Annotated in this window: 23 protein-coding genes; 10 read left to right on the top strand and 13 right to left on the bottom strand. The window is 67.9% G+C overall.

Translation table 11 applies throughout. From position 1 onward, the window contains the following. The first annotated feature begins 111 nt into the window (after window positions 1-111). The 6 genes from B0E52_RS01325 (at window position 112) to B0E52_RS01300 (ending at window position 11,165) form a co-directional block, all read left to right on the top strand. Window positions 112-6,165: an alpha-2-macroglobulin gene (locus B0E52_RS01325; RefSeq protein WP_077480987.1), complete on the top strand. Its 6,054-nt coding sequence runs from the start codon at window positions 112-114 to the stop codon at window positions 6,163-6,165. A gap of 130 nt (window positions 6,166-6,295) precedes the next feature. Beyond that, window positions 6,296-8,662 carry a penicillin-binding protein 1C gene (pbpC, locus tag B0E52_RS01320; RefSeq protein ID WP_254426665.1) on the top strand — a complete coding sequence of 789 codons (2,367 nt, stop codon included), beginning with the start codon at window positions 6,296-6,298 and terminating at the stop codon, window positions 8,660-8,662. A 42-nt stretch (window positions 8,663-8,704) separates the two neighbouring features. After that, window positions 8,705-10,003, top strand: a complete 1,299-nt coding sequence (locus tag B0E52_RS01315) for an FAD-binding oxidoreductase (RefSeq protein WP_077480983.1) — start codon at window positions 8,705-8,707, stop codon at window positions 10,001-10,003. Beyond that, complete coding sequence (locus tag B0E52_RS01310; RefSeq protein WP_077480981.1) at window positions 10,000-10,359, top strand: tRNA-binding protein; 360 nt, start codon at window positions 10,000-10,002, stop codon at window positions 10,357-10,359. Before B0E52_RS01315 ends, B0E52_RS01310 begins: the two co-directional genes overlap by 4 nt. A 1-nt stretch (window position 10,360) precedes the next feature. After that, the gene (locus B0E52_RS01305; protein WP_077480979.1) at window positions 10,361-10,804 is read left to right on the top strand and encodes a GNAT family N-acetyltransferase; all 444 of its coding nucleotides are present in this window, start codon (window positions 10,361-10,363) and stop codon (window positions 10,802-10,804) included. Between the two features lie 31 nt (window positions 10,805-10,835). Further along, window positions 10,836-11,165 (top strand): DHCW motif cupin fold protein, encoded by a 330-nt coding sequence (locus tag B0E52_RS01300; protein ID WP_077480977.1) that lies wholly within the window; start codon window positions 10,836-10,838, stop codon window positions 11,163-11,165. A gap of 45 nt (window positions 11,166-11,210) precedes the next feature. Here the strand turns inward: B0E52_RS01300 and B0E52_RS01295 are convergent, their stop codons facing one another. Continuing rightward, window positions 11,211-12,131 carry an MBL fold metallo-hydrolase gene (locus tag B0E52_RS01295; RefSeq protein ID WP_077480975.1) on the bottom strand — a complete coding sequence of 307 codons (921 nt, stop codon included), beginning with the start codon at window positions 12,129-12,131 and terminating at the stop codon, window positions 11,211-11,213. 182 nt (window positions 12,132-12,313) lie between these two features. Between B0E52_RS01295 and B0E52_RS01290 the strand changes: the two genes are divergently transcribed. Continuing rightward, on the top strand, window positions 12,314-13,216 hold the full coding sequence (locus B0E52_RS01290) for a sulfotransferase (protein ID WP_077480973.1): 903 nt from the start codon (window positions 12,314-12,316) through the stop codon (window positions 13,214-13,216). A gap of 63 nt (window positions 13,217-13,279) precedes the next feature. Here B0E52_RS01290 and B0E52_RS01285 read toward each other — a convergent pair whose 3' ends face one another. The 8 genes from B0E52_RS01285 to B0E52_RS01250 all read right to left on the bottom strand — a co-directional run bounded on the left by B0E52_RS01285 (window position 13,280) and on the right by B0E52_RS01250 (window position 19,022). Then, window positions 13,280-13,954, bottom strand: coding sequence for a thiopurine S-methyltransferase (locus B0E52_RS01285; RefSeq protein WP_077480971.1), 675 nt, complete (start codon window positions 13,952-13,954; stop codon window positions 13,280-13,282). 13 nt (window positions 13,955-13,967) lie between these two features. Continuing rightward, window positions 13,968-14,984, bottom strand: a complete 1,017-nt coding sequence (locus tag B0E52_RS01280; protein WP_343124489.1) for an NAD(P)H-quinone oxidoreductase — start codon at window positions 14,982-14,984, stop codon at window positions 13,968-13,970. A gap of 63 nt (window positions 14,985-15,047) precedes the next feature. After that, window positions 15,048-15,782 carry a 2OG-Fe(II) oxygenase gene (locus B0E52_RS01275; protein ID WP_077480969.1) on the bottom strand — a complete coding sequence of 245 codons (735 nt, stop codon included), beginning with the start codon at window positions 15,780-15,782 and terminating at the stop codon, window positions 15,048-15,050. Between the two features lie 76 nt (window positions 15,783-15,858). Beyond that, window positions 15,859-16,215 (bottom strand): DUF1428 domain-containing protein, encoded by a 357-nt coding sequence (locus tag B0E52_RS01270; RefSeq protein WP_077480967.1) that lies wholly within the window; start codon window positions 16,213-16,215, stop codon window positions 15,859-15,861. Between the two features lie 58 nt (window positions 16,216-16,273). Then, window positions 16,274-17,062 (bottom strand): DUF899 domain-containing protein, encoded by a 789-nt coding sequence (locus tag B0E52_RS01265; RefSeq protein WP_077480965.1) that lies wholly within the window; start codon window positions 17,060-17,062, stop codon window positions 16,274-16,276. 106 nt (window positions 17,063-17,168) lie between these two features. Continuing rightward, entirely contained in the window at window positions 17,169-17,870 is a 702-nt protein-coding gene (locus B0E52_RS01260; protein WP_077481019.1) for a pirin family protein, read from the bottom strand. A 94-nt stretch (window positions 17,871-17,964) separates the two neighbouring features. Next, window positions 17,965-18,447, bottom strand: a complete 483-nt coding sequence (locus tag B0E52_RS01255) for a hypothetical protein (protein ID WP_077480963.1) — start codon at window positions 18,445-18,447, stop codon at window positions 17,965-17,967. Next, on the bottom strand, window positions 18,444-19,022 hold the full coding sequence (locus B0E52_RS01250; RefSeq protein ID WP_168174108.1) for a flavodoxin domain-containing protein: 579 nt from the start codon (window positions 19,020-19,022) through the stop codon (window positions 18,444-18,446). The genes B0E52_RS01255 and B0E52_RS01250 overlap by 4 nt, the downstream gene beginning before the upstream one ends. Window positions 19,023-19,174: 152 nt before the next feature. Between B0E52_RS01250 and B0E52_RS01245 the strand changes: the two genes are divergently transcribed. Continuing rightward, window positions 19,175-19,438: a DksA/TraR family C4-type zinc finger protein gene (locus B0E52_RS01245; RefSeq protein WP_077480959.1), complete on the top strand. Its 264-nt coding sequence runs from the start codon at window positions 19,175-19,177 to the stop codon at window positions 19,436-19,438. Between the two features lie 231 nt (window positions 19,439-19,669). Next, entirely contained in the window at window positions 19,670-20,848 is a 1,179-nt protein-coding gene (locus B0E52_RS01240; protein ID WP_139351542.1) for a hypothetical protein, read from the top strand. A 51-nt stretch (window positions 20,849-20,899) separates the two neighbouring features. On the opposite strand, the gene B0E52_RS01235 is transcribed toward B0E52_RS01240, so the two are convergent. Next, the gene (locus tag B0E52_RS01235) at window positions 20,900-22,339 is read right to left on the bottom strand and encodes a DHA2 family efflux MFS transporter permease subunit (protein ID WP_168174109.1); all 1,440 of its coding nucleotides are present in this window, start codon (window positions 22,337-22,339) and stop codon (window positions 20,900-20,902) included. Between the two features lie 311 nt (window positions 22,340-22,650). Between B0E52_RS01235 and B0E52_RS01230 the strand changes: the two genes are divergently transcribed. After that, window positions 22,651-23,259 carry a hypothetical protein gene (locus B0E52_RS01230; protein WP_254426664.1) on the top strand — a complete coding sequence of 203 codons (609 nt, stop codon included), beginning with the start codon at window positions 22,651-22,653 and terminating at the stop codon, window positions 23,257-23,259. 76 nt (window positions 23,260-23,335) lie between these two features. On the opposite strand, the gene B0E52_RS01225 is transcribed toward B0E52_RS01230, so the two are convergent. The 3 genes from B0E52_RS01225 to B0E52_RS01215 form a co-directional block, all read right to left on the bottom strand. Beyond that, entirely contained in the window at window positions 23,336-23,638 is a 303-nt protein-coding gene (locus B0E52_RS01225; RefSeq protein ID WP_139351541.1) for a DUF1905 domain-containing protein, read from the bottom strand. A gap of 99 nt (window positions 23,639-23,737) precedes the next feature. Further along, window positions 23,738-24,121 carry a hypothetical protein gene (locus B0E52_RS18240; RefSeq protein ID WP_139351540.1) on the bottom strand — a complete coding sequence of 128 codons (384 nt, stop codon included), beginning with the start codon at window positions 24,119-24,121 and terminating at the stop codon, window positions 23,738-23,740. A gap of 92 nt (window positions 24,122-24,213) precedes the next feature. After that, window positions 24,214-24,513 carry a hypothetical protein gene (locus B0E52_RS01215; protein WP_077480949.1) on the bottom strand — a complete coding sequence of 100 codons (300 nt, stop codon included), beginning with the start codon at window positions 24,511-24,513 and terminating at the stop codon, window positions 24,214-24,216. Between the last annotated feature and the right edge of the window lie 300 nt (window positions 24,514-24,813).

The following is a 24,813-nucleotide window of genomic DNA, read 5'->3' as shown; positions in this document are numbered from 1 at the left end:
GAAACTCGAAGAATCAGGCCTCGCATGTCGTGCGGGGCCTTGTTGCACCTGCATGCTCCCGGTTTCGGCATGGCGCCGAAGCCGTGCAATGGATGAAGCGAGGGAAGCACCATGGATTTGCTGCGGTTCCTGTTCCTGCTGCCGGTGCGTCTGCTGCGCGCCATTGGACTCGTGCTTGGCCTGCTGTTGCGGCCGCTGCTTGGCGACGTGAGCTGGTCGGCTCCCGGCTGGATGCACGCGGTGCAACGACGCCCGCTGCGTTCGGCCGGTATCCTGTTCGCCGCCTTGCTGCTGGTGGCTGGGGGCTGGTTCGGCTGGCAGTGGTACAAGAACCGCCCGCGCCCGCCCGAACCGCAGCGCATCAGCTGGAAGGTGGTGGCGCCCGCCGTCACCGACTACAGCAAGCCGCCCATCGTGGTGCACCCGCTGGAGCTGCAGTTCTCCGGCTCGGCCGCGCCTATCGAGTTGGTGGGCAAGCCGGTAACAACCGGCATCGACATGCGCCCGGCTACCAAGGGTCAGTGGATCTGGGTGGATGACCACACCCTGCGCTTCACGCCCGCCGCAGACTGGCCGGTGGGCCAGCACTACAAGGTGCGCTTCGACGTGCGCAAGGCTTTCGCACCGCAGGTACTGATGGCCGACGACGCATTCGAGTTCGATACTGCGCCGTTCACCGCCGCGCTGGGCAAGGGCGAGTTCTACCAGGACCCGCAGGACGCCACCGCCAAGCAGGTGATCGTGCCGGTGGATTTCGACTACCCAATCGATGCCGCGCAGTTCGAGCGGCGCATCGCGCTGGCATTGGTCGACAAGGACGGCAAGCGTGGCCCGGTGCTGAAGTACACGGTGACCTACGACGCGACCCGCCTGCATGCGTGGATCCACTCGCAGCCATTGGCGCTGCCGCACGACGACGGCGCAGTGGCGGTGGACGTCGACAGCGGTGTGCGCAGTTCGCGCGGCGGCGAGGGCAGCAAGGATGCGCTGAAGGCCAGCGTGCGCATCCCCGGCCTGTACAGCCTCACCGTGGATGATCTTTCGCCCACCCTGGTCGACAACGACAAGTACGAACCCGAGCAGGTGCTGGTGGCGAACTTCGGCGGCGCGGTGCGCGGCAGCGACGTGGCCGATGCGATCCGCGCCTGGGTGCTGCCTGCGCAGAAGCCGGGGGAGCAGCCAGCCGACGATGGCACGCCCTACGACTGGGGCGTGTCCGAGGTGGGCGAAAATGTGCTGCGCAAGGCGCAGCCGCTCCAGCTCGTCCTGGTGCCTACCGAGAACGACTACCAGGCGCTGCAGAGCTTCAAGTACCACGCCGTGCCGGGGCATCGCGTCTACGTGCGTATCGGCAAGGGCATCAAATCCTTCGGCGGCTACGTGCTGGGCAAACCGGTGGCGCAAGTGTTCACCGTGCCCGACTACCCGAAGCTGCTGCGCTTCGTGGGTAGCGGTTCGCTGCTGTCGCTGGGTGGCAGCAAGCGCGTCTCGGTGGTGTCGCGTAACCTGCCGGGCATGCAGGTGGAAATCGGCCGCGTGCTGCCGGACCAGTTGCAGCACCTGGTGAGCCTCAACCAGGGCGACTACAGCCACCCGCAATTGCCGTACGACTTCGACGAGAGCCATATCGTCGAGCGCTACGAGATCAAGCGTGGCTTTCCAAAGGGTGCGCCGGGCCAGGCGCATTACGAGGGCGTGGATCTCGGCCAGTACCTGAAACCCGGCAAGCGTGGTGTGTTCTGGTTGCACCTGTCGGGCTACGACCCGGCAGCAGCAGCGCGGAAGGCCGCCGCCGCCGCGAAGGCTCGCGCACTGGCGCGGCAGGGGCTGGCTCCCGCGCCGGGGCAGTCGGCAGGCATGCCAGCCGCGGCGAGTTCGGCGACGCTGGCCAGCGGCGACGCTGCCGACGGCAGCAACGACAGTGGCGACGACAACAGCGGCAACGGTGAGGGCGACGGCAGCGACGCCCCTGGCGACAACCGCCTGATCGTGGTCACCGACCTGGGCATGCTGGTGAAACGCGCGTTGGACGGCAGCCAGGACGTGTTCGTGCAATCCATTGCCAGCGGCCAGCCGGTGGCGGGCGCCAGTGTCTCCGTGCTCGCGGTGAACGGCCAGACGCTGTACACGCAAGCTACCGGCGCCGATGGCGTGGTGCATTTTCCCAGCCTCAAGGGACTGGAGCGCGAGAAGAAGCCCGCGATGTACGTGGTCTCCAAGGGCGAGGATCTCTCCTTCCTGCCCATCGGCAGCTACGACCGCCAGCTCGATTTCTCGCGCTTCGACATCGGCGGCGAGGCGAACGCGGCGAACGCGGGCCAGCTCAGCGGCTACCTGTTCTCCGACCGCGGCATCTACCGCCCCGGCGACACCTTTCACATCGGTCTGATCGTGCGCGCCGCCGACTGGGCGCGCAACGTGGCCGGCATTCCGCTGGAGGCCGACATCGTCGACCCGCGCGGCACCACGGTGAAGCAGGTGCCGCTGGCGATGGACGCCACCGGCTTCGGCGAGCTTTCCTACACGCCCGCCGAAACCGCGCCCACCGGCACCTGGGCGGTGAATCTCTACATCATGCGCGGCGGCAAGGCCGACACCCAGATCGGCAGCACCACGGTGCAGGTAAAGGAGTTCCTGCCCGACCGCCTGAAGGTGGCCGCCAAGTTCTCGCAGGCCGTCGCCGAGGGTTGGGTGAAGCCCGACCAACTCAAGGGCCTGGTCGACGCGCAGAACCTGTTCGGCACGCCGGCAGCCAATCGCGTTGTCGAAGCCTCGCTCACCCTGCGCCCGGCGTGGCCGGCCTTCCACAGCTGGCCCGATTACCACTTCTACGACATCCGCCGCGCGAAGGAGGGCTACGAGGAGAACCTTGCCGACGGCAGGACCGACGACCAGGGCCACGCCGAGTTCGACCTCGACCTCAAGAAGTACGCCGACGCCACCTACCAGCTCTATTTCCTCGCCAAGGTGCATGAGGCCGACGGCGGCCGCAGCGTGGCCGCCGCCACGCAGACCCTCGTTTCCGCCAACGACTGGCTGGTGGGCTACAAGAGCGAGGATGACCTCGGCTACGTGAGCCGCAACGCGGTGCGCAAGGTGCATCTGGTGGCGATAGCCCCGGATGCGAAATCCATCGCGCTGGATGGCCTCAAGGCGCAGTTGGTCGAGCGCCGCTACGTCTCGGTGCTCACCAAACAAGGCTCGGGTGTCTACAAGTACGAGTCCAAGCTCAAGGAGATCCCGGTCGACGAGAAGGCGCTGGCGATCCCCGCCGGCGGCCAGGATTACACGCTCGCCACCGACAAACCCGGTGATTACGCGCTGGTGATCCTGCGCGGCAGTGACCGCAAGGAGGTCAACCGGGTGACCTACTCGGTGGCCGGCAACGCGAACCTGTCGCGCTCGCTGGAGCGCAACGCCGAGCTGCAGCTGAGCCTTGACAAGAGCGACTACCAGCCCGGGGACACCATCCACGTGGCGATTCGTGCGCCCTACACCGGCAGCGGCCTCATCACCATCGAGCGCGACAAGGTCTACGCGCACGCCTGGTTCCACGCCGACACCACCAGTTCGGTGCAGAGCATCACCGTGCCCAAGGGCTTCGAGGGCAACGGCTACGTCAACGTGCAGTTCGTGCGCGATCCGTCTTCGGACGAGATCTTCATGAGCCCGCTCAGCTACGGCGTGGTGCCGTTCTCGGTGAACCTCGACGTGCGGCGCAACGCGCTCACGGTGGATACGCCCGCGCTGGTGAAGCCCGGAGACACGGTGACCTTCAAGCTGCACGCCGCGCAACCGACCAAGGCCGTGGTGTTCGCGGTGGACGAAGGCATCCTGCAGGTGGCGCGCTACAAGCTGGGCGATCCGCTGCAGTTCTTCTTCCGGAAGAAGATGCTGGAAGTGCGCACCGCGCAGATCCTCGACCTGATCCTGCCCGACTTCGAGAAGCTGATGTCGCTGGCGGCCGCGCCAGGTGGCGACGCCGATGCCGCGATCGGCCGGCAGCTGAACCCGTTCAAGCGCAAGCGCGACAAGCCGGTGGCGTACTGGTCGGGCATCGTCGACGTCGATGGCGAGAAGGATCTGAGCTACACCGTGCCGGACTATTTCAACGGCCGGCTGCGCGTGATGGCGGTGGCGGTATCACCACAGCGCATCGGCACGTTCGAGGGCGCCACCACGGTGCGCGGCGACTTTGTGCTTTCGCCGAACGTGCCCACCACGCTGGCGCCCGGCGACGAGGCCGAGGTCAGCGTGGGCGTGGCGAACAACCTCACCGACATCGGCAGCAAGGCCGTGCCGGTGGCGGTGACGCTGCAGACCGGGCCGCAGTTGCAAGTGCTGGGCCCGGCCACGCAGGACGTCAGCCTGGCCTCGATGCGCGAGGGCGTCGTGCGCTTCCGCGTCAAGGCGACGGACCAACTGGGCTCCGGTCATCTGGCTTTTGCCGCCGGCTACGGTGGCAAGTCGGCGAAGCAGGGCATCGACGTGTCGGTGCGCCCAGCTGCGGCTTATCGCACCCAGGTCGACGTGGGCCGGGTGGAATCGAACAGCCAGGCCGAGCTGAAACCGCTGCGCCCGCTGTACGACGCCTATGCCTCTCGCGATGCGGCGATCTCCTCGCTGCCGGTGGTGCTGGCGCAAGGCATCACCAGCTATCTGGTGAACTACCAGCACTACTGCAGCGAGCAGATCATCAGCTCGGCGATGCCACGGCTGGTGGTGTCGAAGTGGCCGGTGGTGTCGGTGTTCGCGCACGCGCTGCAGCCCGCCTTGGGCGACAAGACGATAAGCAACGATGCGGCGCTGGCGAAGTTCCTCGACGTGCTGCACGCGCGGCAGAACGGCGCGGGCGGCTTCGGCCTGTGGTCGGCCACGCCCGATGCGGAACCTTTCGTCTCCGACTATGCGATGAACTTCCTGATCGAGGCGCGCGAACGCGGCGTGGCCGTGCCGCGGGACATGCTCGATGCCGGCAACCAGTACTTGAAGCAGTTGGCGGCGAACGACGGCATGGACACGCTGGACGAACTGCGCCAGCGCGCCTACGCGGTGTACCTGCTGACCCGGCAGGGCAACGTCACCACCAACGATCTTGCCGCGGTGCAGAAGCGCCTCGACGAGCTGTATCCGAAGGAATGGAAGAACGATCTTGCCGCCGCCTGGCTGGGCGCTTCGTACAAGCTGCTGAAGCAGGATGCCGAGGCGAACCGGCTGATGGCCGGTCCGTTGAAGGCGTTGACGCGCGCCAAGGCCGCCGAGGACTTCAGCTACGGCTACTACTACGACCCGCTGACCCGCGACGCCAGCGTGCTGTACCTCGTCGCCGAACACTTCCCGCTGGAAGCGAAGGCGCTGCCGCCGCGCGTGTTCGAGAACCTCGCGTGGCCCCTGGCGCACGGCGACTACAACACCTTGTCCTCGGCGATGACGGTACTGGCGCTGGACAGTTATGCGAAGCAGACCGCCGCCAACCTCGACAAGCTCGGCATCGACGAGGTGCTCGCCAGCGGCAGCGTGAAGTCCATCGCCCAGCCCCAGGGCGGCATGCTGCAGGGCGGCACGTGGAGCAGTGCGGCGCAGGCCCTGCGCTTCACCAATCACGGCGACTTGCCGGCCTGGCGCATCGCCACCCAGGGCGGCTACGACCGCGGCACGTCGAAGGAGGCGATCAGGCACGGCATCGAGATCGTGCGCGATTACACCGACACCAAGGGCAAGCCGCTGGACCAGGTCACGGTGGGCGAGGAGATCGACGTGCACCTGAAGATCCGCGCCACCGGTGATGCGGGCGTGGGCAATGTGGCGATCGTGGATCTGCTGCCGGGCGGTTTCGATCCGGTGCTGCAGACGCCGCCGGCCGCCGCGCCGGCGGGCGAGGACAGCGGCGCGTCCGATGGCAGCCAAGCGGCAGCCTCCTCGTGGCGCTCGCCGATTGGCCTGGCCAGTTCCACCTGGACGCCCGACTACGCGGACATCCGCGAGGATCGCGTGGTGATCTACGGCACCGCCACGCCGGACGTGCGCGAGTTCGTCTACCGCATCAAGGCCACCAACGCCGGCAAGTTCCAGGTGCCCCCGGCCTATGCGGAGTCCATGTACGACCGCGCGATCCAGGCGCAGGCCCCCGGCGGCGCGGTGCTCACCGTGGTGCAGAAGCCATGACCAGAGCCGCATCGCCCAGCTGCCGAGAACGGCAAGCGACGACGTGGGTCGGGATTCATCCCGACAAGTGTCCCCTGCATGTCGGGCTGAAGCCCGACCTACGGGTTGTGCGTGCCGGGGTGAGGGGCGTGTGTCCGTCGCGAGCTTTCTGAAGGAGCACCTCGTCCGCTGGCAAAACTGGCTGGCCGCCCTCGCGCTGCTCGCCGCCTTGCTGGTGGGCTGCCGCCTGTGGCCGCACGAACCCCTGCGCGAACGCCTGCCCAGCTCCACCGCGTTCTACGACGACAGCGGCCATCTGCTGCGGCTGACCCTGGCCAGCGACCAGCAATACCGCCTGTGGGTGCCGCTGAGTGCCATCTCGCCCCAGCTCGTCGAGGGCGTGCTGCTGCACGAGGATCGCTGGTTCCGCTGGCACCCCGGCTTCAACCCCTGGGGCCTCGCGCGCGGCGCCTGGGTTACCTATGTGCGGCATCGCCATCCGCAGGGCGGTTCCACCATCACCATGCAGCTGGCGCGCCTGCTGTGGCAGCTGGATACGCGCACGCCGCTGGGCAAGCTGCGCCAGGTCGCGCGCGCGTTGCAGCTGGAGTTGTTCTACTCGAAGCACGACATCCTGGAGACCTATCTCAACGACGCGCCCTACGGCGGCAACGTGCAGGGCGTGGGCGCGGCCAGCCTCGCGTATTTCGGCAAGCCGTCCGGCGCACTCACCTTGCCGGAGGCGCTCACGCTGGCGGTGATTCCGCAGGAGCCTTCGCGGCCGTTGCAATCGAACGGCGTGCTCATCAATCCCGCCCTGGCGCAGGCGCGCAATCGCCTGTATTCGCAGTGGCTGCGCAAGCATCCACGCGATGCCTCACTGAAGCCGCTGTTCGCGCTGCCATTGATGCTGCGCCCGCTGGCCACGCTGCCGTTCGAGGCGCCGCATGCGGTCGATCAGCTGCTGGCCGCGCAGCGCACGAGCGGCGATGTGCTGTCGCCCATCGTAACCACCACGATCGACCTCGGCCTGCAGCACGCGCTGGAACGGCAGGTGGCGAACTACGTGCGGCGCAACGCGCCGCGCGGTATCAAGAACGCAGCGGCGTTGCTCATCGACACCCGCGACATGGGCATCAAGGCGATGGTGGGTTCGGCCAATTACTTCGATGCCGGCATCGAGGGCCAAGTCAATGGCACCGACGCGAAACGCTCGCCCGGCTCCACGCTCAAACCCTTCATCTACGCGTTGGGTTTCGACCAGGGCGTGCTGCATCCGCAGACCGTGCTGCGCGACGTGCCCAGCTCGTTCGGCCCATACACGCCGGAGAATTTCGACGGACATTTCCTCGGGCCGATCACCGCCACCCAGGCCTTGATCCGCAGCCGCAACATCCCCGCCGTGTGGGTGGCTTCGCAACTGCACCAGCCCAGCCTGTATGACTTCCTGCGCGAGGCGGGCGTGGGCCGCATGGCCAGCGAGCAGCATTACGGCCTGGCCCTGGTGCTGGGCGGCGGCGAAGTCACCATGCAGGAGTTGGGCGACCTCTACGCCATGCTGGCGAACCGCGGCATGCTGCAGCCCTTGCGCCTGCGCGCGGACGATCCGCAAGTCGCCGGTACGCGTCTGCTCAGCGACGCGGCCAGCTTCATGGTGATGGACATGCTGCGGCAAAACCCGCGCCCCGATGCCGCCTTCGGCAGCGAGCGCACGCAGCTGCCGGTGGCGTGGAAGACCGGAACCTCGTGGGCGTTCCACGATGCCTGGACCGCCGGCAGTTTCGGTCCCTACGTGCTGGTGGTGTGGGTGGGCAATTTCGACGGCACGGCGAATCCCGCCTTCGTGGGCGTGGAGGCGGCCGCGCCCTTGTTCTTCCAGATCGTCGATGCGCTGCGCGCCGAACGCCCGCGCATGCACGAGCCGATCCGCCACATGCCGGCGAACCTGAAGCGCGTCGAGATCTGCCTCGCCAGCGGCGATCTGCCCAGCCAATGGTGCCCGCAGCGTGGCTGGACCTGGTTCATCCCCGGCAAGTCGCCGATCCGCGTGGGCAACATCTATCGCCCGCTGGTGATGGACGACGCCAGCGGCTTGCCGGCTTGTCCGCCGTATGCGGACAAGCGCACGCACGTGGAGGTATTCGAGTTCTGGCCCTCCGACCTCGCCCATGTGTTCGCGCAGGCCGGCATCCCGCGCCGCAAGCCGCCGCAGAATCCGGCTTGCCGCGACGCCGGTCGACCCGATGGCGATTCGCCGCAGATCACTTCGCCGCTGCGCGCCAGCACCTATGCGATGCGCTTGCATCAGGATCAGCCCACGCCGATCGCCTTCAGTGCCACCGCCGATGCCGACGCGCATGCGCTGTACTGGTTCGTCGACGACGCCTACGTGGGGCAGGGCACGCCCGGCAACAGCCTGTTCTGGCAGCCGCGCAACGCCGGCAGCTATCGTGTGCGCGTAGTGGACGACCACGGCCGCAGCGACGAACGCACACTTGCGGTGACACTGGTGCAGTGATGTACGCTCGGACGCTTCGCAGTCGCACAGGGGCGTCCGCGCATGAAGCAAGCACCGGTTCCGTCGTACTACCGCGCCACCGCCACGCCGTACGAGGCGCATGCGCCGCTGCAAGGACGACAGGAAACGCGCATCGCCATCGTCGGTGGCGGTTACGCGGGATTGAACACTGCGCTGGGTCTCGCCGAACGCGGCGTGCGCGACGTGGTGCTGCTGGAGCGCGAGCAGATCGGCTTCGGTGCCTCGGGCCGCAACGGCGGCTTCGTGTTCGCCGGCTATTCGCTGGGCGAACAGGCCCTGCTGGCTCAGCTCGGCGAGGCGCGCGCCCGTGCGCTGTTCGGGCTCACCACGGCGGCGGTGCAGCGCATCCGCGAACGCGTGGCGAACTACGCCATCGCCTGCGATGCGGTGGACGAGGGCGTGATCTGGGCGAACTGGTTCCGCGACCCCGAGGTGCTGCGCCGGCGCCAGGCCTTGCTGGCCGAACATTACGACGCGCACTGGGACTGGCTGCCGTGGGAGGAAATGCGCGAGCGCGTGCGCAGCGACCGCTATTACGACGGCTTGTACGAGCGCAATGCGCTGCACCTGCATCCGTTGAACTACGCGATCGGCCTAGCGACCGCGGTCAGCGGGCAGGGCGTGCGCATCCACGAGGAGAGCGAGGTGTGGCGCCTGCAGCGCGAAGGCTCGTGCTGGCTGCTGAGCACGCCGCACGGCGAACTGGTGGCCGAGCAGGTGGTGCTGGCCTGCGGCGGCTACCTCGCCGGGCTGCGCAAACCCATCGATCGCGCGGTGCTGCCGATCGCCACCTACGTGATGGCCACCGAGCCGCTGGGCGATCGTCTCGCCGAGTGCCTGCAGACCCGCGCCGCGGTCTACGACACGCGCTTTGCCTTCGACTACTACCGCCCGCTGCCGGACACGCGCCTGCTCTGGGGCGGCCGCATCTCGATCCGGAATCGCCAGCCGCAAGCGGTACAACGCCTGCTCAGGCATGACTTGTTGCGGGTGTTCCCGCAGCTCAAGGATGCGAAGATCGACTACGCCTGGTCGGGCCTGATGAGCTATGCGCGCCACCAGATGCCGCAACTCGGCCGCGGCGAAGGCGAGGACGCCGGCCTGTGGTGGGCGCAGGCTTTCGGCGGCCATGGACTCGCGCCCACCTGCGCCGCGGGCGAGCTGCTCGCCGCGGCGATCGCCGATGGCGACGAGGGCTGGAAACAATTCGACGACTATGGTTTGGCAAGCGTGCACAAGCCGTTCGGTCTACTCGCCGCCCAGCTCAACTACTGGTGGCAACAGGCACGCGACGGTTTCAAGACGAGGCTGGAAGGATGAGCGAGACGACGGAAACAACCCAGGCGAGCGAGATCGGCTGGGCCGACTTCGAGAAGGTGCTGGTCGTGGCCGGTACGGTCACCCGGGTGGAGGCCTTCCCCGAGGCGCGCAAGCCCGCGTGGAAGGTATGGGTGGATTTCGGTCCGTATGGCGAGAAGAAGACCAGCGCGCAGATCGCCGCGCTGTATTCGGCCGAGGAGCTGCTCGGCCGGCAGATCGTGGGCGTGATCAACTTCCCCGAGAAGCAGATCGGCCCGTTCCGCTCGCAGTTCCTGCTCACGGGCTTCCCCACGCCGGAAGGCGTGGTGCTCACCGCCATCGAACGCCCGGTGCCCAACGGCACGCGGCTGGCCTGAGATGATCACGTTGCGCACGGCACGCGTCGAGGACGCCGCCGAGGTCGCGCGACTGGCCGGTGAGCTGGGCTATCCGGTGGACGTCGACACGATGCAGGCGCGGTTGCGCATACTGCTGCCCTTGACGCAGCATCGCATCGTGGTGGCACCGGGCGAACGCGACGGCCTGCTCGGCTGGATCGCGGTCGAGCGCCGGCCCACGCTGGAGTCGGGCGAACGCATCGAGATCGTGGGACTGGTGGTGGATGCCGCGGCACGCGGCAGCGGCGTCGGCCGCGCACTGGTGGCGGATGCGGAGCGCTGGGCGCGTGAGCAAGGCTTCGACGCCATTGCGGTGCGTTCCAACGTGACGCGTGCCGAATCGCACCCGTTCTATGAGCGACTGGACTACGTGCGCGTCAAGACCCAGCACGCTTATCGCAAGCCGCTCGTCGCGGACCACTGAGATACACGCGAAATACACCAGGGGCCTAGCCATGCAAATGACCGGCATTCCATTCGGCACTACCGACTGGTCGCAGATCGAATCCGTCGAGCACAAGGGTGAGACTGGTGCGGCCTATTGGCGCACGCAGGAGTTCAATGGCCTGCGCGTGCGCATGATCGAGTACACGCCGGGTTATCTCGCCGACCACTGGTGCGTGAAGGGGCACATCCTGTTCTGCCTCGAAGGCGAGTTGCACACTGAACTCGAGGACGGGCGCACGTTCACGCTCACGCCCGGCATGAGCTACCAAGTGGCCGATCATGCGGAACCGCATCGTTCCAGCACCACGATGGGTGCGCGCCTGTTCGTGGTCGACTAGCCCGCGCCCGGGAATCACGGCTGTCGGCGGGAAATCAGGCGGCTTTCAACGATCCAGCCACACCGCCAACCCCTGCGCATTCAACTCGATATCCATCCCCAGCAAGGCGACCAGCGCCGCGCGCCCCTGCATCCAGCCATGCGCAACGGCGCGTTTCGCGTACAGGTCGGTCAACGCCTCGATCAGCACGGCGTGGCGGTCGGGCTTGCCGTGCGCGGCGTGCGCGATCGCCACCATCGCGTCGATCTGCGCATGCAAATCATCGGCGAGCCGGGTCACGTCCTCGACGCGGCCGTAGTGGGTGAGATGCATCGCCGCGGGCTGCAGCGCGACGAGGCGGTGGATCGAGGCGTGCAGCGCCGCGGGATCGAACTGCACCGGCGAGGTGGTGGGCAGGATGAACGGGCCGTTCGCGGTGTCGAAGTCGCGGTAGGACAGGCCGAACACGTCGCCGGTGAAGCAGGTGTTGCTGCGCACGTCGTGCACCGCGAGGTGGTGCCTCGCGTGGCCGGGCGTGTCCAGGCAGTGCAGGGCACGCCCGGCAAGGTCGACAATGTGGCCGTCCGGCGCCTCGACCACGCGCTCGGCGGGCACCGGGCGCAGGCGGCCATAGGTCGATTCCATCACGCTCTCGCCGTAGACCGCGCTGGCGCCGGCCCACAGTTTCGCGGGATCGATCATGTGCCGCGCGCCATGCGGATGCACCACCAGTTTCGCGTTCGGCAGGCGCGCGATCAGCTCGCCTGCGCCGCCGGCATGGTCCAGGTGCACGTGGGTGAGGATCAGCCAGTCCACGTCCGCGGGCGCGAGGCCGGCATCGCCCAGCGCGGCGAGCATGCGCGGCACCGCGTGGTTGGTGCCGCAGTCGACGAAGGCGCCGCGGCCGTTCTCCACGACGAGGTAGGCCGCGTCGAAACGCGGCCGCACGAAGCCGGTGTCGATGGTGTGGATGCCATGTGTCGTCATAGCCGGTTCCGCCTTCGGGGGATTCCCAGCGTAGCAAATGCGCATTCCGCGTCGTGCCGGGCCGTGGCCGGCATCCGGCCGACGGGTTTGTAAAGTTATGTAATGCCGCGCGGTCGGCCGTCGATGATCTGGTACGTTCCCGGCGGTCGCAAGTTTGTGTAGTCGAGTGCAGCGAGGCCAGCATGCAGCGCATCTTCATCGTCGGTTGTCCGCGTTCCGGGACCACACTGGTACAGGCGATGCTCGCGCGCCATCCCGCCGTGCTGACGTTGCCGGAAACGGCGTTCTTCGAGCATCTGTGCGGCGACCTGAAGTGGCGCTGGGGCGATCGCGATGTCCGGCCACAGCGGCGGCGCCTGCGGCAGCGGCTGGGGTTCGCGCGCAAGCGGGCGCACGCGGCCCTGGGAATGCTGCAGCGCCGCCTGTCGAACGAGGCCGCGCGGCTGCCTTGGCCGCTGCGCACCGAAAGTTGCGCGCGCCGTTTCGTCGACCTGCTCGACGCCCGTGCGCACGCCGAAGGGCGCACGGCCTGGATCGAGAAGACGCCGTATCACCTGCTCTACATCCCCGAAATCGAGTACCACGTGCCGAACGCGCGCTTCGTGCACGTGATCCGTCCCGGCGAGGACGTGTTGGCCTCGATCGCGGACGCGAACCTGCGCTACGAGAACAACAACGCCTTCGGCGGAGGCACCGTGCACTGGTCGAGGCGCTGGAACCGCGCCGCGCAGATCCACCGCGAGCACGCACGGCAGCCCCATCACCATTTCGTCTTTCTCGACGACCTGACCCGCGACAAGCATCGCGAATGGCTTCGCCTCTGCGCCTTCCTGCAGATCGACGCCGCGGCCGAGCTCGATGCCAGCTGCGACCAGCCGATCGCCGACCTGCAGAGCGAGCCGTGGAAACGCGACGCGCTCAGTGGCCAGCCAGGCCAGACGCGGCGCAAGGCCGAAAGCATGTTCGGGCCGCAGGTGCGGGAGTGGCTGCGCCGACAGCTGACGCCTTACGAGGAGCTGCGTTGCAGCTGCAAGGGCGCCGAGCGGCACGTCGAGCGCGACAAGGTCCGCTACCTGTCGCGCTGAGGTGCATGCGCCGGCCACGGCAGGTGGCCCGGCGAGTTCGCGTCGTCTTCCACAGCGGCGCCGTCAGCGCCGCGCCGCTGCGGGCTTGCGCTGCAGGCGATGGACGCCGGTGTGCAGCGCCGTCACGCCGTTCTCCCGGAACGTGGGCTGGGCGGCGAGGATGTCGCTGTGCTCCAGCAGATCCACGTCCCAGCGCTCGCCGAACAGCGCGGCGACCTCGTCGGCGTCGACGGAGAAGGGCGGTCCGTCCATCTCGTGCGGCGGGTATTCCAGCGTGATCATCAGGCCGCGACTACCGGCAGGCAGGCGGCCGTAGACCTCGCGCGCATAGCGCGCACGCAGCGGCGGGGGCAGCGCGATCACCGCGGCGCGATCGTAGACCGCGGCGCAGCCGGCCAAGGTGGCGTCGTCCAGCGCGAACACGTCGCCCTCGATGATCTCGATATTGCCGGCCACGTGGTGCACGCCAAGCGGCGACTCGTGCCGCTCGGGCGTCAGGCCCTGCTCGGCGAAGAACTGCGCCACCGCCAGCGGCGACAGCTCCACGCCCAGCACGCGATGGCCTTGTTCGGCGAGCCAGCGCATGTCCAGCGTCTTGCCGCACAGGGGCACCAGCACGCGGCTGCCTGGTGGCAGCGCCAGCGCGGGCCAGTGCTGCAGCAGCAGCGGCATCGGCGCGTCGCGATGGAAACCGGTACGGCCTTCGCGCCAGCGTTCCAGCCAGAATTCCGCCTGCATCGGTCGCGCCCCTTCAGTTGTCCCAAGCCAGCATGATCTTGCCGATGTGCGCGCTGCTTTCCATCAGCGCGTGCGCACGGGCGGCCTCGCGTGCAGGCAGCACCGTGTGGATCACCGGCCGTACCTGGCCGGATTCCAGCAGCGGCCACACTTCGCGGTGCAGCTGGCGGGCCAGCTCGGCCTTGAACGCGACCGGCCGGTTGCGCAAGGTGGAGCCGGTGAGGGTGAGCCGGCACCGCATCAGCTGGCCGGCACCGATGGTGGCCCGACTGCCGCCCATGGTGGCGATCAGCACCAGCCGGCCGCCTTCGGCCAGCGCGTCCAGTTCGCGTGGCACGTAGTCGCCGGCCACGTTGTCGAGGATCACGTCCACGCCGCGGTCGCCGGCGGCCTGCTTCACGACGGCCACGAAGTCCTCCGTGCGGTAGTTGATCGCCCGCTCCGCGCCCAGCCGCTCGCAAGCGGCGCATTTCTCCGCGTTGCCGGCGGTGGCAAACACGCGGTGGCCGAGCGCGTGCGCCAGCTGGATCGCGGTGACGCCGATGCCGTCGGAACCGCCTTGCACCAGCAGGCTCTCCTGCGCGCCGCCCTCGCCTTGGCCGAGCCGGCCACGCACGAACACGTTGCTCCACACGGTGAAGAAATTCTCGGGCAGCGCCGCCGCCTCGACCGGCGAGAGGCCCGCGGGCACAGGCAGGCATTGCGCCAACGGCGCCACCGCGTACTCCGCGTAGCCACCGCCCGCGAGCAAGGCGCACACCGCGTCGCCTAGCTGCAGGCCGAACGGGTTGTCGCCGCCGAAATCGCCCTCGACCAGGGTGCCGGCCACTTCCAGCCCGGGCAGGTCGGAGGCACCGGGCGGCGGCGCGTACTTGCCTTGCCGCTGCAGCACGTCCGGCCGGTTCACGCCGGAGGCCGCCACCTTGATCAGCACCTCGCGGGGACCGGGCTTGGGCGCCGGCCGCTGGGCGAGCTGCAACACCTCGGGCGCGCCGTGGCGGATGATCTCGACGGCATGCATGCTGGACATGGCGATTCCTGCGGCGACGAGGTGCTTCAGTGTAGGCGATGACCTACCGGTGCAAGGGTTGCCTCATTCGGCATCGTGGAAGATCACGCCCAGCACGTGACGTCGCCCCGTACGCACCGTACTGACGCCGTGGCGCATGCGCACCCCGTGGTTTCCGCGCTGGCCGCGTACCGGGCGCTGGTTCACCGCGAAGACCACCGCATCACCCTGTTGCAGCGGCACCACCAGCACTCGCGACTGCATGCGCGGGCGCTGCTCGGTCAGCACGAACTCGCCGCCCTCGAAATCCACGCCCGGCACGGACAACAGCACCGCCAGTTGGAGCGGAAACACATGCTCGCCGTAGACATCCTGATGCAGGCAGTTGTAGTCGTCGGCGCCATACTGCAGCAGCAAGGGCGTGGATCGCCACTGGCCGGCGGCGTGGCATTGCGCGAGATAGTCCGTGTGGGTGGCGGGATAGCGTGTGGCCAGACTCAGCGCCTCGTTCCAGCGATTGGCCAGCGGTGCAAGATAGGGCCATGCCGCGCGACGCAGGGTTTCCACCAGCATCGGGAGGGGGTAGGCGAAGTAGCGGTATTCGCCGCGCCCGAAACCGTGGCGCTCCATCGTCACGCGGCTGCGGAACACGGCGTCGTCCACATACAGCGCGGCCAGTTCGCGGCAGGCGGCAGGTGGCAGCAGCGACGGCAGCCGTGCATGGCCCTGTGTGTCGAGCTCGCCCAACGCGGCGGTCCAGTCGCAGGCGTGCAGGCGCTGCTCCAGGGCAGTCGTGTCGAACGCAGGGGTGCGATTCACTCGGTGTTCTTCGTCCGTGGCGGTTCGTGCAGCGTGCCCCGCGGCTGCGCCGGGCACACTCCGGATCTTGCGATGCTCAGAGTTTCAGCATCGGCTTGAAGCCGCCGAAGAACATCCGCCTGCCGTCGAACGGCATCGACGCCGGCGACATGCCGGACAGGCGCGGGTCGGCCAGCACCTTGGCCATCACGCGGTCGCGGTGGGCGCGCGAGCGGTAGCTGATCCACGAGAACACCACCACCTCGTCCGGTTTCAGTTTCACGCTCTGCGGGAACGAGGTGAGCTTGCCGGGCCTCACGTCGTCGGCGACGCACTCGACGTATTCGAGTGCGCCGTATTCCTTCCAGATGTTGCCCATCTTGCGCGCGAGGCGTCGGTAAGTGGCGAGGTTCGCTTTCGGCACGGGCAACACGAAACCATCGACGTAGTTCATGACTCCTCCGCGGGTTGGAGTGGGGGCGATTCGTGCGATGCGGCCGAAGCGGGAGCGTTCAAGGCGTGTCCCCGCAGCAGGCAGTGGCCAGCGGCGTGGGCGCTTCGGCGTCGTCGTAGCGGTCGTGCAGGCGTTGCCAGTGCATGCCCTTGCCGTCGAGATCGGGCATGCCGCCCCAGCCCTCGCCGCGGCCGAACGGGGTGAGATCCAGGTAGTGGTGGGTGGTCAGCAGCATGTCCAGCCCGCGGGCGTAACTGGAATAGCTGTGGAACACGCGTTCGCCATCGCGCAGGAACACGCTGACGCCGGGCAGTTCGCCCGTGAGGTTGCCGTGCTCGCCGCGCGCGCGCATCTCGCCCTCGTCGCGGTAGTTGTATTCCAGCGGTGCCACCGCCGCGTCCTGGGTGACGTGGAAGTCGTGGTTGAAGTCGCTGCCCCAGGACGAATACCACGGCAGCGTCCAGCCCATGCGCGCCTGGAAGCGTTGCAGCTCCGCCAGCGGTGCGCGCGAGACCAGCGCCAGCGTGGTGTCGCGCGCGTGCAGGTGGGCGAGGTGGCCGAGGTTGTCCACCAGGAAGGAGCAGCCCGGGCAACCTTCGCCGCGATCGCGATGGAACATGAAGTGGTACACGATCAGCTGGCGCCGGCCCTCGAACAGGCCGAGCAGGCTGGCTTCGCCTTCCGGCGTGTCGAAGCGGTAGGGCTTGTCCACCGGCACCATCGGCAAGGCGCGGCGTTGCGCGTTCAGCCGGTCCAGCATGCGGGTGGCGTCCTTCTCGGCGGCCAGCAGTTCCTTGCGGGCGGCCAGCCACGTTTCGCGGCTGGCAATGGCGGGCAGGTGCGACATCGTTCCTCTCCAGGCGGGTGGGTTCCTGGAGACGACGAACGGGGGCGGCCGGAATCGACACGCCCGGTGTCCGGCCCGGTCGCCGTCGCGGCAACCGGGCGCGGTTTCAGGCGGCCACGTCCACCAGCACCAGCTCGGCATCCTCCAGCGCGGTGACGCGCAGCGTACGCTCGTCGCGGATCGCTGCGCCATCGCGTGCGTCCAGCGGCACGCCATTCAATTCCACCGTGCCGCGCGCCGGCACCAGGTAGCCGTAACGTCCCGGCGCCATCGCGTATTCCGCCGTCTCGCCGGCCTGCAACGTGGCGCCCAGCACGCGGGCGTCGGTGCGCAGGGGCAGGGCGTCGGCGTCGCCCGGGATGCCGCTGGCCAGCGCCACGAAACGTCCGCTGCGTTCGCCCTTGGGGAACGGCCGGGTGCCCCAGGTCGGCGGTTGGCCGTGCGTGTCCGGGATGATCCAGATCTGGAAGATGCGCGTGGCCGCGTCTTCCTTGTTGTATTCGGCATGCGTGATGCCGCTGCCCGCGCTCATCACCTGCACGTCGCCGGCCACCGTGCGGCCCTGGTTGCCGAGGCTGTCCTGGTGGCTGATCGCCCCCTCGCGCACGTAGGTGATGATCTCCATGTCCGCATGCGGGTGCGGCGGGAAGCCGGTGTGTGGCGCGATGGTGTCGTCGTTCCACACGCGCAGTGCGCCCCAGCCCATGCGCGCGGGGTCGTGGTAGCCGGCGAACGAGAAGTGGTGCTTCGCATCCAGCCAGCCGTGGTCGGCGCCGCCGAGGCGGTCGAAAGGCCTGCGTTCGATCATGGGAATGTCCTCATCGGTGTATGCGCACAGCATGAGGGCGAACGCGCCGCGGGAGAACCGGCGCACCGCGAACGGATTGTTTCCGCCGTGGATCTCAGCGCGTGATCCCGCTAAGCGTCAGCACCAGCCCCACGCAGGCGCCGAGGCCGGTGATCGCCAGCACGGCGCGGAACAGCTGCAGCAGCCAGCCGCCGCCGGCACCGCGCACGCCGAGCAGGAAGGCCGCCAGCGCGGCCACGAACAGAGCCGTGCCGGCGGCGACCAGGGCCGGCGCGACCAGCAAGGTGCCGGCGATCACGCCCACGTTGCCGCCGTTGAACAGCAGCCATTCGCCGGCCCGCCAACGCGACGCGGGCGGCTGCCCCGGCAGCAGCGCCTGGCCCAGCCCCAGCACGCCTTGCGCCACGCCGGCCACCAACACCAGGTAGGCCACCATCCATACCAGCGGCCGGGTCGGCGCGTGCGCGATCACAGCCGCCACGAAGCCGGCGAACAGCAACGCGAGCAGGGCCGTGAGCAGGAACGGCCGCGCCGCGCGCAGGCGTTCGCGCAGTTCGTAAGGCAGCGAGGTGTTCATGCGGGTCTTTCCGTGGGGAAACTGTTGTCACCTTGCATCGCGACGGTAGCGGCCAGCGCCGCGACCTGCGCATGCCAGCGTTCCAGCGCGGCGGCGTCTTCGTCGTCCACTTCGATGCGCGGAAACCAGGCTTGCGCACCACTGGCGGCCAGCCACGCATCAAGCGCGCGGCCGAAGGCGCGGAAGTCCGCGTAGCCGTGGTCGCCCAGCGCCAGCAGGCCGTAGCGCAAGTGCGCGAGCGACGCGGGTTGCGCCATCGTCATGCGACTGAAGGTGTTCGCCATCTCCGGCGGATCGCCGTCGTACGTGGTGCTGGCGAGGAACAGTGCCTGGCTGGCGGTTTCCAGCATGGCCCGGTCCAGTGCCTCGAAATCCGCCACCCGCGACGTGACGCCCGCGCCGCGCAACTGTTCACGGGCGGCCGCGGCCAGATCCTCGGCCACGCCGGTCTGCGAGGCGTAGGCGATCAACACCGGGCCCGGCGCGAAACGCATGCCGGCGAGTTCGGGTGGCTGCATCGTGCGGCCGTTGGCCGGTTCGCCGATCAGTTCCCGCAGCCACGCGAGTCGAAACATGCCCATGAAGCCTGCGCTACTCCTGCTGCCTGCGATGCATCCTAGCCATTGGCGTCCGGAGTGCGCTGATGTGGATCAAGCGCCGCCCGCGCTGGAAATCCCGGCCATGCGGCCGCATATTCGGACCTCAGCCATAGCGCGTGGAGGTTCCCATGGCTACCGGATGGGCCGGCGACGGCGCCGTGCAGGACCAGATCGACGCCACCGTCGCCGATGCGGTGCAGCGTGCACGCAAGCAATTGAAGCACGGCCCGGGCCTGGCCCGCTGCGAGGAATGCGACGCGCCGATTCCCGAGGCGCGGCGCAAGGCCGTGCCCGGCGTGCGCCTGTGCGTGGCGTGCCAGGAAGCGCAAGACGCCGAACGCGCCGCCGGCCTCTACAACCGCCGCGGCAGCAAGGACAGCCAGCTGCGCTAGGGAATGTCCGATCAATCGGCTTCTTGCTCGTGATTCCTGCGAAGGCAGGAATCCAGTGTCTTTTGTGTTCAGTGATTTGAAGGCGCCAGATCCCGGGTTGATCCGCCGTCGGCTGTTGAAAAGCGCCTCGCCGGGATGACGAGCAAAACCGGGTTTCCCGGGGGCATTCATGCAAGGCCCAGCGCGAGTGCGCGACACTTCGCGGCTTGGCTCCCCACGAGGCGCGTGATCTTGCCCGATTCCCTTCTTTCCCGCGGCGCGATGTTGCTGGCCGCGGCAGGCTGTGTGCTGGCGATGCCGGCGATGGCGAAATCGCCCCCCGGTTTCGACGGCCCGCTCACCGTGCACCTGCGCAGCGACAGCATCACGCTGCGCATGGCCAAGGCGCCGCAGCTTTACCTGGCCGGCACCATCGACGCCGCCGCGGTGGAGCAGGTGCGGCAGCTGCTGCAGTCGGGCAAGGTGCCCCCGGGCACGGACATCTACCTCGACTCCTCCGCCGGCGATGCCGCCGCGGGCATGGCGCTAGGCAAGCTGTTCCGCGCCGCGCGCTTCAGCACGCATCTGGGCACCTGGCGCACCGGAAGCTGGCGCACGGCGGGGCCGCCGGCGCGCCCGGCCACCTGCCTGGATGCCTGCGCCTACGCCTGGCTGGGCGGCCTGTACCGCTGGTCGCCCAGCGGCGCCGACCGCATCGGCCTGCACGAAAACCTGCTGCCGAACCGCGCCACCGCTGCGCCCGGCACACCCTCGCCGGCGGAGCTGCGCGACTACATCACCGCGATGGACGTGCGCCCCGAGCAGGTCGTGAAGGTCGGCAGCCTGGTCGTGAACGGCGTCGCCTGGTGGAAGACGGAACAACTGCTTCCCGCCGAGGTCGCCAACAACGGGCGGCTGCCGATCACGGCCTCCTATCAGAAGACCCCCGGCGATGCTCCCAGCCTGGTGCTCTCGCAGACCGTGCGCGGCCAGCAGAATCAGGTCACCCTGCAATGCGCGCCCGGCGAGGTCTCCCTGATCGCCCATTACACCGTGGGCAGCGAACGCGCCCCGAACCTGGCTGCACGCGCGATGTACGCCTACTTCGAGATCGGCGGGCAGGCCTGGCAACCGCGGCTGGGCAAGCGCCCGCAGGCCGATGGCGACGCGCTGGTGTTCGAGCGCCGGATGCCGTTCGCGCAACTCGAGAACATCCTGCGCGCCGGCTCGCTGGCCGCCTGGATCGAGATCACCGGCAGCCCCGTGCGGCTGGGCTTCTGGCTCGCGCCGTCAGCGGCAGAAAAACTCACGCAACCCTTCCTGACGGATTGCCAAGCGCTGCAGCCTGGCTACGTGCCGCCGAAGGCACCAGCGGAGCAGGCCAAGCCGTCGCTGTGGAAGCGCCTCGTGGGCAAGCTGCGGCGCGACTGAGGCACTCGGCAAAATCATGCAAGGAGCGGGCGCGAGCCACCACGCACCCGCTCAGGCCGCTTCCTGCGCCGTGCCACGTCCGCGATGCCCGCTCATCTCGCTGCCGGCATCGTGGGCGAACTTGAGGTGCCAGCGCGTGGCGCACAGCGAGATCAGGGTGACGACCAGGAAGGCGATGGCAAAGTCGCGCTGGCCGAGCTGGCTGTGGTGTTCGGTCGCCATGCTCAGCTTGAGGATCATCGCGCCGCTGCACACGCCGACCGACAGCATCAGCTGCTGCAACGTGGTGTAGAAGCTGTTGGCCGCGCTCATGCGCTCGGCCGGCACCGCCTCGTAGGCCACCGTGTTGTAGGCGCCGAACTGGAACGACATCGACGCACCACACACCATCAGCAGCACGAACATCAGCGCGAACGGCCAGTCCGGCTGGAAGAACGCGCACACGGCATAACTCATGCTGGACAGCACGCCGTTGATCACCATGCCGCGCCGGAAGCCGGTGCGCTTGAGCAAGGCGGGCGTGGCGCTGCGGATCAGCAAGGCACCCAGCGACGTCGCCAGGATCAGCTGGCCGCTGCGCACGGCCGACATGCCGAAACCAATCTGGAACATCAGCGGCAACAGGAACGGCTGCGCGCCCTGGGTGATGCGCATCAGTGCGCCGGAAATCACCGACAGCCGGAACGAATCGACGCGCAGCAGTGAAAGATCGATCAACGGATCGCTGCGGTGCCGGGCATGCCACAGGTAACCCATGCAGGCCAGCGCCCCGACCGCCATCAGGCTCAGCGCATGCGGCAGGTTGGCGCTCTGGCCCACTTCCTCGAAACCGAACAGCAGGCAGCCCAGGCCCACGCTGCACAGCGCGAACCCGCCCAGGTCGAAGCGCGATGGTTGCGCGGCGCTGGGGATGTACGGAATGAAGCGGCGCACCAGCCAGAATCCGAGCAGGCCGATCGGCACGTTGATGTAGAAGATCCAGCGCCAGTCGAGGTACTGCACGATGAAGCCGCCCAGTGGCGGACCGATCAGCGGCCCCAGGAAGGCGGGCACCAGGGTCCACGACATGGCCGACACGAAATGCCTGCGTTCCACCGCGCTGAGCAGCACCAGTCGCCCGATCGGCGCCATCATCGCGCCGCCCGCGCCTTGCAACAGGCGCGCCGCCACCATCATCGGCAGGCTGTGGGTCAGCGAACACAGGATCGAGCCCAGCACGAACACGATGATCGACCCGCTGAACACGCGCTTGGTGCCGAAGCGGTCGGCCACCTTGCCGCTGATCGGGATGAGCACGGCCAGCGCCAGCAGGTAGCTGGTCATGGCGATACTCATGGCCGGGGCGCGCACCTGGAAATCGCGGGCCATCGTGGGCAGCGCCGTGGCGAGCACGGTCGCGTCCATCTGCTCCATGAAGATGGCGCAGGCCACGATCAGGGAGATCACGCGGTAATCGGGAAACGCCGGCCGGGGGAGGGCCGTGGCGTCCACCTTTTCCTCGGCAAGCAGACTCACGGAAGGTTCCTGGAAACAGGCGCAGACAGCCCTCACCGGCTGGGGTGGCCGGCATGCGGGAACATGCGAATGCCGCAGCGCATGGGGTGGTGCGCTGCAGCAATGCGAATTGTCCACCGTTGTCATGGCCGCGACAAGTGCGACCAAGGGCGAACAGGGCCGGCTTCGGCAGGGGCGTCCGGTTGCCGTTCAGATGGATGATGCGGAGCGCGGGCGCGTTCCCGCCGTGCATCGCCCAGGCATGACTGCGTTATGCTCGCAGGGACTTTCGGGGGAAAGGGATGACCATGCAGCGCTGGCTGATTGCCGCCGCCGTGAGCTGTGTAGCCGCTGCAGGCTGCAGCGAAGCGCCAGGCGGGAATACCGCACCCACCGCACGCCGGCCGCAGCAGGCCGGTCAGGGCACGAATCCGCTGGTGACCGCCGGCCATCTCGCTGGTGCGGAGGCTGCTGCCCTGACCGGTGACCAGCGCGCCGTGCAGGCGCATGTCGAAGCGATGCACCACGACATGATGCGCTCCATGCGCTTGGCCGACCCCTCGCGCACCATCGACCACGAAGCCGCCCGCGCCGCCCTGCGTCCGCTGCCAGGCGTGCGCTCCAGCGTGTGGATCGACCGCGGCAATCTCATGGTGCTGGTGGGCGGTGCCCAGTACCGCAGCATGGCGATGATCGACCGCATCTGTCTCGCGTTGGAACCGCTGGGCGACACGCTGGCCGTGGTGGTCAACATGCAGGACATGACGGCGACCACGTCGGAAGGGGCGGATACGTTGTCGCGGAATTGCCAGCTGGGGGCAGGGGAGCGGGCGATGTTGCAGCCGAAGCGGCAGGTGGATGCGCTGGATCCAGAGGTGAGGCGGGTGTTTCGGGAGCAGCAGGGAGCACATAAGTGAACCTGACCCCGTTTTTGGGGAGCACGTAAGTGAACCTGACCCCGTTTTTGACCCCGTTCTTGGTCAGGCGGCAGCGCTAGTTCCGGCTCTTGGGCGACAGACGCGATGTCCAGTGTGACGGTGCACCGACCACGGCGCCGGATGCCTCACGCAGCTCGTTGCTCACCTTCAGCCAGTGACTCAACTGGCCATCCGGCTCCAGCGTGGCCCTGAATTCATGGCCATTCATGCTGCCCTCTACGCTCGTTCTGCCGCGCCTTGGGAGCTTTTCACTGCTCGATTTTGGCAACACTAGAAACGTCCACGAGTCATCCCCGGCCGACGCGGCGGGGCGCAGCAGCCTTGCGCTGAAGCGTAACCGCGTGGCGTCTTCGCTCATCGATGCCTGGCTCCGGACTTGACGTGGGAAATCAGCGGCGCGGGTGGGCCAGCCACCTGCGGCCTTTGGCGCCCGCCTCGAACCACTGGCAGGTGGCTTTTACTGGTAGTTCCACAAGGGGACAAATGCACGGCGGTACGCCCACGCAAGTCCGAGCAAGGACGCAAGTTCGACGGTACCGACCAACCACGTGCCGTTGAGAAAGACGTGAAAGCCGAAAAAAACCAGGAACATGGGAGCAAAGACAATGATGCCAAGCGGTGCTGTCCGGTGAAATACAAGCAGGAGGCTGCCAACGAGCAACGCAACGTCAAGAAGCGGATTCAAAAAGTGCGTGTCGCGCAAGGCAGAATAAAAAGCATCCGCCGTCGGGTTGGCCCAATGTGCTGTTTCGGTAAACGTCAGTCGCAATGCGGCAACAACGGCAAAACATGCGGCGAAAATCCAACGTGCGACGGCAAGTCCCCAACCAGGCTTTTTCATGATTCCTCCGTTTCGGTGATGCTTCCCTTCACCTGACGCGGAGGTCAAGCGCTGGCGAAGCGGTCCGCGTTGAACGAGATATCAGTCCTGCGCTACAGCTTGAAGAAGTACACCGGCGCCAGTGCCGCGATGACCGCCATGGCTTGGAGCGCCAGGACTGGCAGTGAAAAACGCGGAGCGCGCGGCAGCCACTTGATGGCAAAGAACGCCACGACCGGCACCTGCCCGGCGATGAGAAGCTGAAAGACGTGCGCGGCAGTCCCCTCGTCGGCTTGATGAGCCGCACCTGCACCCACGATCGCGACATGAGCAAGCACCACGACCAGCGCGGCGACGGACATGGCCAGTGGCATGAACGCACTCGGGCGTTTGAATACCGGTGGAAGAGTCATCTCACGCCTCCCTGAAAAGGCTGAAAGCCTGACGCTTGAGTTGAACTTTGGCGAAACCACCATCCCTTGCGAAAGCTGGGTCTAGCAGGCTGTTGAGAAGCACCGTCTCGCGCCACTCTCGATAGCCGCGATCTATGCATGACGGTCGTGATGGTGGGCGCATGGCGCGTTTCCCCGCCCTGCGGACGCACGTCTCCCACCGTTGCTCATGTCGGCGACGGTTCCCACCACTCGCCGATGCCACCGAGGCGGATCAGGTTGTAGGCGGCAAACGTCCAGGTCACCCAACCGCGCACTGCG

The sequence above is a fragment of the Rhodanobacter sp. C06 genome (assembly GCF_002001105.1).
In the GTDB taxonomy this organism is placed as follows: Bacteria; Pseudomonadota; Gammaproteobacteria; order Xanthomonadales; family Rhodanobacteraceae; genus Rhodanobacter_A.
This window is presented reverse-complemented; position numbering and strand designations above follow the sequence as displayed.

Coding starts and splice junctions, on each gene's coding strand:
- B0E52_RS01325 (WP_077480987.1), top strand. CDS start 112: ATGGATTTGCTGCGGTTCCTGTTCCTGCTGCCGGTGCGTCTGCTGCGC.
- B0E52_RS01315 (WP_077480983.1), top strand. CDS start 8,705: ATGAAGCAAGCACCGGTTCCGTCGTACTACCGCGCCACCGCCACGCCG.
- B0E52_RS01310 (WP_077480981.1), top strand. CDS start 10,000: ATGAGCGAGACGACGGAAACAACCCAGGCGAGCGAGATCGGCTGGGCC.
- B0E52_RS01305 (WP_077480979.1), top strand. CDS start 10,361: ATGATCACGTTGCGCACGGCACGCGTCGAGGACGCCGCCGAGGTCGCG.
- B0E52_RS01300 (WP_077480977.1), top strand. CDS start 10,836: ATGCAAATGACCGGCATTCCATTCGGCACTACCGACTGGTCGCAGATC.
- B0E52_RS01295 (WP_077480975.1), bottom strand. CDS start 12,131: ATGACGACACATGGCATCCACACCATCGACACCGGCTTCGTGCGGCCG.
- B0E52_RS01290 (WP_077480973.1), top strand. CDS start 12,314: ATGCAGCGCATCTTCATCGTCGGTTGTCCGCGTTCCGGGACCACACTG.
- B0E52_RS01285 (WP_077480971.1), bottom strand. CDS start 13,954: ATGCAGGCGGAATTCTGGCTGGAACGCTGGCGCGAAGGCCGTACCGGT.
- B0E52_RS01280 (WP_343124489.1), bottom strand. CDS start 14,984: ATGTCCAGCATGCATGCCGTCGAGATCATCCGCCACGGCGCGCCCGAG.
- B0E52_RS01270 (WP_077480967.1), bottom strand. CDS start 16,215: ATGAACTACGTCGATGGTTTCGTGTTGCCCGTGCCGAAAGCGAACCTC.
- B0E52_RS01265 (WP_077480965.1), bottom strand. CDS start 17,062: ATGTCGCACCTGCCCGCCATTGCCAGCCGCGAAACGTGGCTGGCCGCC.
- B0E52_RS01260 (WP_077481019.1), bottom strand. CDS start 17,870: ATGATCGAACGCAGGCCTTTCGACCGCCTCGGCGGCGCCGACCACGGC.
- B0E52_RS01255 (WP_077480963.1), bottom strand. CDS start 18,447: ATGAACACCTCGCTGCCTTACGAACTGCGCGAACGCCTGCGCGCGGCG.
- B0E52_RS01250 (WP_168174108.1), bottom strand. CDS start 19,022: ATGTTTCGACTCGCGTGGCTGCGGGAACTGATCGGCGAACCGGCCAAC.
- B0E52_RS01245 (WP_077480959.1), top strand. CDS start 19,175: ATGGCTACCGGATGGGCCGGCGACGGCGCCGTGCAGGACCAGATCGAC.
- B0E52_RS01230 (WP_254426664.1), top strand. CDS start 22,651: ATGCAGCGCTGGCTGATTGCCGCCGCCGTGAGCTGTGTAGCCGCTGCA.
- B0E52_RS01225 (WP_139351541.1), bottom strand. CDS start 23,638: ATGAGCGAAGACGCCACGCGGTTACGCTTCAGCGCAAGGCTGCTGCGC.
- B0E52_RS18240 (WP_139351540.1), bottom strand. CDS start 24,121: ATGAAAAAGCCTGGTTGGGGACTTGCCGTCGCACGTTGGATTTTCGCC.
- B0E52_RS01215 (WP_077480949.1), bottom strand. CDS start 24,513: ATGACTCTTCCACCGGTATTCAAACGCCCGAGTGCGTTCATGCCACTG.